Source organism: Methanoregula sp. (genome assembly GCF_002835825.1).
In the GTDB taxonomy this organism is placed as follows: Archaea; Halobacteriota; Methanomicrobia; order Methanomicrobiales; family Methanospirillaceae; genus Methanoregula.
The window spans coordinates 1-1026 of sequence record NZ_PIZH01000786.1 but is presented as its reverse complement, the minus strand read 5'-3'; the positions used below and the strand labels follow the sequence as shown (position 1 = coordinate 1026).

Annotated in this window: 1 protein-coding gene; it reads left to right on the top strand. The window is 59.6% G+C overall.

The features are described from left to right. Nucleotides 1-1026: PAS domain S-box protein (locus CW742_RS15210; RefSeq protein ID WP_292421874.1), on the top strand; the 1026-nt coding region annotated here is incomplete at both ends.

The following is a 1026-nucleotide window of genomic DNA, read 5'->3' as shown; positions in this document are numbered from 1 at the left end:
GCAGAGGAGCGAGCAGCGGTACCGCGAGATCTTCAACACCGTCAACGATACCATCTGGATTCACGATATCGGGACGTTCGGGTTCGTCTTTGTCAATGAAACCATTGAGGAGACGTTCGGGTACACCCCTGTAGAGGCGCTGGGCCTGAGCGTGGCAGACATCAGTTCGAATGTACCTCCCTTCACGGAGGAGGAGGCGGTAGCGTACCTGAAGCGGGCTGCTGCCGGCGAGCCGCAGGTCTTCGAATGGCACTGCAGGCACAAGGACGGCCACCTGTTCTGGAGCGAGGTGAGCCTGCGGCGGAGAACCATTGCAGGCAGGGACTATATCCTTGCGATCGAGCGCGACATCACGGATCGGAAACGGGCCGAAGAGGCGCGGCGCGAGAGCGAGGAGAGATACCGGCTGCTCGTCGAGAACATTCCCTTCGGTATTACCCTGATCGGTGCGGATCACCGGATCATCATGTCGAATGCTGCCCAGGGGCGGATGTTCCATACGGATCCGAAATTATGGCCCGGGCGGTACTGCTACCGGGAATTTGAGAAGCGCGATGCAGTATGCACGCACTGTCCCGGAACCAGAGCAATGGCAACAGGAATCTGTTGCGATGTGGAGACCGAAGGTGTCCGGGATGACGGAACCCGGTTCAAAGCCCGCGTCTCTGCGATCCCGCTTTCGGATCCTGAGGGGCGTATCACCGGGTTTATGGAAATGGTCGAGGATATCACCGACCGGAAAAAGGCGGAGGACGCACTCCGCGAGAGCGAAGAGAAATACCGCATGCTCGTGGAGGTCAACCAGGATATCATCTATTCCTTATCGCTTGACGGGACGGTCCTCTACATGAGCCCCCAGACGGAGGAGCAGCTCGGGTACCAGCCGGACGAGATGGAGGGCAGGCCGTTTACGGAATTTGTCCACCCGGACGATGCCCCCGTTCTGATCGATCATATGAGAGGGCATTCCGGCCCGGGGGAAGCGGTCTTCTCCGACCGGTTCCGGGTCAGGAGGAAGGACGGCAC